Origin of the sequence: Mesorhizobium sp. M2A.F.Ca.ET.037.01.1.1 (assembly GCF_003998075.1) — a bacterium.
GTDB lineage: Bacteria > Pseudomonadota > Alphaproteobacteria > Rhizobiales > Rhizobiaceae > Mesorhizobium.
In genome coordinates this window covers 1-4,495 of the sequence record NZ_RZSA01000553.1, presented here as the reverse complement: position 1 = coordinate 4,495, position 4,495 = coordinate 1, and the positions used below count along the sequence as shown (strand labels likewise).

Sequence of the window (4,495 nt, the reverse complement as noted above, 5' to 3'; positions counted from 1 at the left end):
GGCAGGGCGCGCGACAGATAGCCGGTGGTCGGGTCGGCATAATGGAACAGCAGCCGCTCTAGCCGCGCCCAGGCTTCCTCGGAGAGATCGTTGGCGGTGCGGGGCTTGCGGTTGTATTCGAGGATCGATTCCTCGAATACCTCGCCATTCGGCTTCAGCCGCACGAAGGCCAGCTGCGAGGGCTCGCGGATACCCAGTTCCCTGAACGCGCCGCGCCTGAGCAGCGCGCCTTCCAGCGCAAGCTGCGGCGACAAAAGCGTGTGCGCCTGCGCTTTCGAGGGCGAGGAGCCGGTCTTGTAGTCGAGTATGTCGGCCATGCCGCCGGCCAGCAGGTCGACGCGGTCGGCATAGCCCGACAGCGTCACGCCGGTGCGGCCGACCACCGTCTTGTCGGCGCGTTCCTCGGCATAGCGCCTCGCGACCGCATCGGCGCGGGTATGCTCCCATTCGATGATATTCTCGGCGAGCTTTTCGAAACGCGGCCACCAGATGGCCTCGATGTCCGGCGGAAGCTTTGCCTCGGCAAAGCAGAGACGGCCGGCTTCGATGAGGCTCGAGAGCGCATTCGGCGCCCTTGGATCCTCCACCCGCCGCGAGAACAGATGCAGGATCTCGTGGAACAGCGTGCCGCGTTCGGCGGCGCCCGGATCGCGGATCAACGGCTCGAGCGGCGAGAGCCCCAGGATGCGCCGCGCATAGACCGCGTAGGGGTCGCGGCGCAGCGTCTCGATCTCGGTGACCGAGAAATGCTGCGGGCGCATGCTGAGCGGCGGCCTGGGCTGCGGGCGGGCGGCGAAATCCTTCTTCTCGCCGGCATCGAGCGCGCGCGCCCAGCCAAGCAGCGCGTCGCCCCGCCCGCGAAGGGCCGCCGCCGGCTCCTTGCTGATGAAGGTCAGGATGCGCTGCAGCCAGCGCGACGGCACCGCCGGCGCATCGCCGGATCGCGCCGACCGTGTCAGCAACACTTCCGCCGCGCCCATCGCCATCTGAAAATCATGCGCGGCAAGGCCGATGCGCCGCTCCGGCGGTTCGAGGTCGATGCCGGTCTTCATCAGCCGCGACATGAAGCGATCGCTATCGGGCTTGCGCGGCCAGACCCCTTCATTGAGCCCGCCGATGACCAGCATGTCGACATTCTGCAATCGCGCTTCCAGCGCGCCCCAGATGGCGATGTTGCGGTCGGTGCCTTGCCCCGGCTTCACCGTCTCCGGCGCGATCAGCGCCTCGATCACGTCGGGCCATTCCGAGGCGGCGAAAGTGAAGGGCGAGGACGCCGCCACCAGTCCGCGCAAAAGTTCGGCGAGTTTCTCGCCGGCATCGCCGGCATAGAGTTCCGCCAGGCTGCCATCGGCGGCGCGGCCGAGATCCTCCAGCGCGATGACGCTTGCGCTGGTCAGCGTCGCGATATCGGCGTCTTTCTCGTCGCGCATAGCGGTGAGCGGCGAGAGCGCCTTGCTAAGGCGGCCAAGCATGCCGTGCGCCTGCTCGATGCCGCGCACGGTGAGCCGCGAAAACCAGAAAGGCTGCCTCGTATCGCCGCTCAGCTCCGCGAGTCGCGTCTCGAAAAGCGCGCCGAGCGATGCGACATCCGGCCGGCCCGTGCCGCCGCGCAAGGCGACCAGCTCGACCAACTCGGCCGCCTTGCGCACGGCCTGGCGTTCGAGGCCGAGCCCGAGCAGCGGATGCTTGAGCAAGGAGAGCAGGCTTACCGGGTCGCCGGGCCGGAACGCGGCGCTCAGCGCGAGCCTGAGCAGGCTGGCGGCCGGTATGTTGATGAGCGGCGCGCCGCCGGAATCGTCGGCGACGACGCCGAAGCGCAGAAGCTCGGCCGAGACCCGCCGCGCCAGCGCGCGGTCGCCGGTGACGAGCGCCGCGCGCTTGCCCGGTGCCTCGACGGCAAGTTTGAGTGCAATGGCGATTGCCGCCGCCTCGTCGCGTTCGTTCGCCGCTTCCACCAGCGTCACGCCGGCAAGCGCCTGTTCGACATCGCCTGACGTGAAGCGCGGCCGCGTTTCGGTCCAGTATTCGGTGGTTTCGGCGGGCCGCAGCGCCTCGCCGACAAGGGCCGCCCGCAGCGCCAGCGGCGGTGGCGCGGCGATGACATCCTCGACATCGCGGCGCTGGATGCCGATGCCGCCGATCAGCTTGGCGAGGCCATATTGCGGGTGGCCGAGCGTTGCCGGACGCGCGCCGGGGGCCGTGATCGCCGCGAAGGATGCGTCGTCCAGCTCGCGGTCGAGCCCGGGCAGCACGACGGCGCCATTGGGCAGCCCGGCGATCACGCCAAGCAGTTCCGCCGTGGCGGGAATCGAGCCGGTCGAACCGGCGGCGATCACAGGTCCGGCCGGCGGATTGCGCTTCAGCCGCGCCGCTTCCAGCCGGATCAGCGCGCTGCGATGCGCGGCCGGATTGGAGCGGTTGCGCTCCTTGAGCAGTTCCGGCCAGTTGTCGGTGACTATGCCGAGGAAATCGAGCGTCACCTGCCACCAGCCGGCGAGATTGCCGGTGACCAGCGTCGCGAGCTTCGCCCAATCCGTGCCTTCGGTCTCGATCTCGTCCATCAGCCGGGCAAGGTCGCGCGCCAGCCAGATGGCGTCGGCGGCCGAGGTCGGCACGACGAATTCCTCGTTGAACCGCTCTCTGACATGCGCCGGCAGGCTTTCCTTCCAGGCACGCACCAGCGGCGCCAGCAACAGCAATCGCTCCTGCGCCGCGATCGGCGGCGCGAGGTCTATCGCCGGCGCCGCCTCTGCGTCGAAGGCTGCCTCATCCTCGTCGAACTCGCCGAGCGGCCGCACCGTCGGCAGGATGGCCGAGCGTTGACCGAGAATGTCGACGAAGGCGCCGCGCAGCGCCCGCGCCGCGCGTCGGGTCGGCACATAGACGGTCGCGTCGGCCAGCGCCAGCGGCTCGCCGTCGAAACGAAAGCCGGGAATCAATCGTCCGTCGAGCAACGCCTCCGCCAGCGTCGGCAGGAACGGCGCTCCGGGCGGGATGGAAAGGACGCGGCGCGCGCCGCTCATACCGCTTTCGCGAGCGCGCCGGCCACGGCCGCTTCGGCGGCGGGAATGGCGTCCGGCGTGCCGACGGTGATCCAGCGCCCGTTCATCTTCATGCCGAACAGGCGCCCGGCGGCGATCGCCTTGTCGAAATAGACGTTGAGCGAATGCGAGCCCGTGGGCGCGTCCTTGAAGATGCGCGGATGGATGATGGCGGCGCCGGCATAGATCAGGCCAGTCGGATCACCCTTCGAGCGCCGTAGAGCTCCATCGGCGGCAACCAGGAAATCGGTGCCGACGCAGTGCCCGGTCGCTGAGTCGAGATCGGTAAGCATCAGCAGAATATCCATTCTGGCGGCGTCCCATGCAAGGGCAAGGCGCTTGAGGCTGGGCTGACCGCTGTCGATCCAGAACGTATCGGCGTTGATGATGTAGAAGGGCTCGCTGCCCAGAAGCGGCAGCGCCTTGACGATGCCGCCCGCCGATTCCAGCAGCGCCTCGCGCTCGTCGGAGATGACGATCTTCGGAGCTTTCCGGCTGGCGACATGGGCGACGATCTGCTCGGGCAGATAGTGCACATTGACGACGGCCTTGGCGATGCCGGCGGCCTCCAGGCTGTCCAGCCCCCAGTCGAGCAAGGTCTTGCCGGCGATCTTCACCAGCGGCTTGGGCATCGTGTCGGTGATCGGCCGCATGCGCTTGCCAAGCCCGGCCGCCAGCACCATCGCTGTCTTCGGCGTCGTGGTTGGGGGCTTCATGGGACCCGTTCCTCGAGCAGGCCGTGGGCCATGTAGAATTCCTTCAGGCCGGCCAGCGCCGGATGCGCCAGCGCCCGCCTCAGATAGTCGCGGATGCGCGGCAGGTGTTTCAGATAGTAAGGCTTGCCGTCGCGCTTTTCGAGCCGCACGAAGATGCCGAGGATCTTCGAATTGCGCTGCGCCGCCATGATCGCGTAGGCCTCGGCGAAAGCGGCTTCATGGAAGGCGCCCGCAGCGTGCCGCGCCGCGACATAGGCGGCGACCGTCCGGCGCTCGATCTCGGGCGAGACGGTGACGCGTGCGTCCATGGCCAGGGAGGCGACGTCATAGGCGGCGGGCCCGATCAGCGCGTCCTGGACGTCGACGATGCCGAGCCGGTCGAGGCCGGATCGCTCTGCCCGCCAGATGATGTTGGGCGAATGGAAATCGCGCAGCATCAGCGTGTATTCGCTGCCGGCGAGGCGGTCGAGCGCCGCGTTCCATTCCTTGTGATAGCCCGCTCGCAAGTCCTCGCTCGCCGGACCGCCGGTGATCCAGGGCACATACCAGTCGACCAGAAGATCGGCCTCGATCAGCATGGCGTCGCGATCGAAGGGCGGCACGTCGTGGACCACGCCGGGCGCCGCTTCCATGCGCGTGGGCCAGGCCTTGCCATGCATCATGGCAAGCAGTTCGGCCGCTGCTTCGTAGCGTTCGGCGACTGGCTCGCCATTGCCGGCGAGAAAGCCTTCCGAGCCC

3 protein-coding genes are annotated in these 4,495 nt (G+C 68.5%); all 3 read right to left on the bottom strand.

Translation table 11 applies throughout. From position 1 onward, the window contains the following. Positions 1–3,023, bottom strand: a 3,023-nt coding sequence (addB, locus tag EOA27_RS23925; protein WP_127257415.1) for a double-strand break repair protein AddB, incomplete at its 3' end; no start/stop codon positions are given. Further along, positions 3,020–3,757 (bottom strand): nucleotidyltransferase family protein, encoded by a 738-nt coding sequence (locus EOA27_RS23920; RefSeq protein WP_126080112.1) that lies wholly within the window; start codon positions 3,755–3,757, stop codon positions 3,020–3,022. The genes addB and EOA27_RS23920, both read right to left, overlap by 4 nt. Next, a partial coding sequence (locus EOA27_RS23915; RefSeq protein ID WP_145970496.1) for a phosphotransferase occupies positions 3,754–4,495 on the bottom strand: 742 nt, incomplete at its 5' end. The genes EOA27_RS23915 and EOA27_RS23920, both read right to left, overlap by 4 nt.

Coding starts and splice junctions, on each gene's coding strand:
- EOA27_RS23920 (WP_126080112.1), bottom strand. CDS start 3,757: ATGAAGCCCCCAACCACGACGCCGAAGACAGCGATGGTGCTGGCGGCC.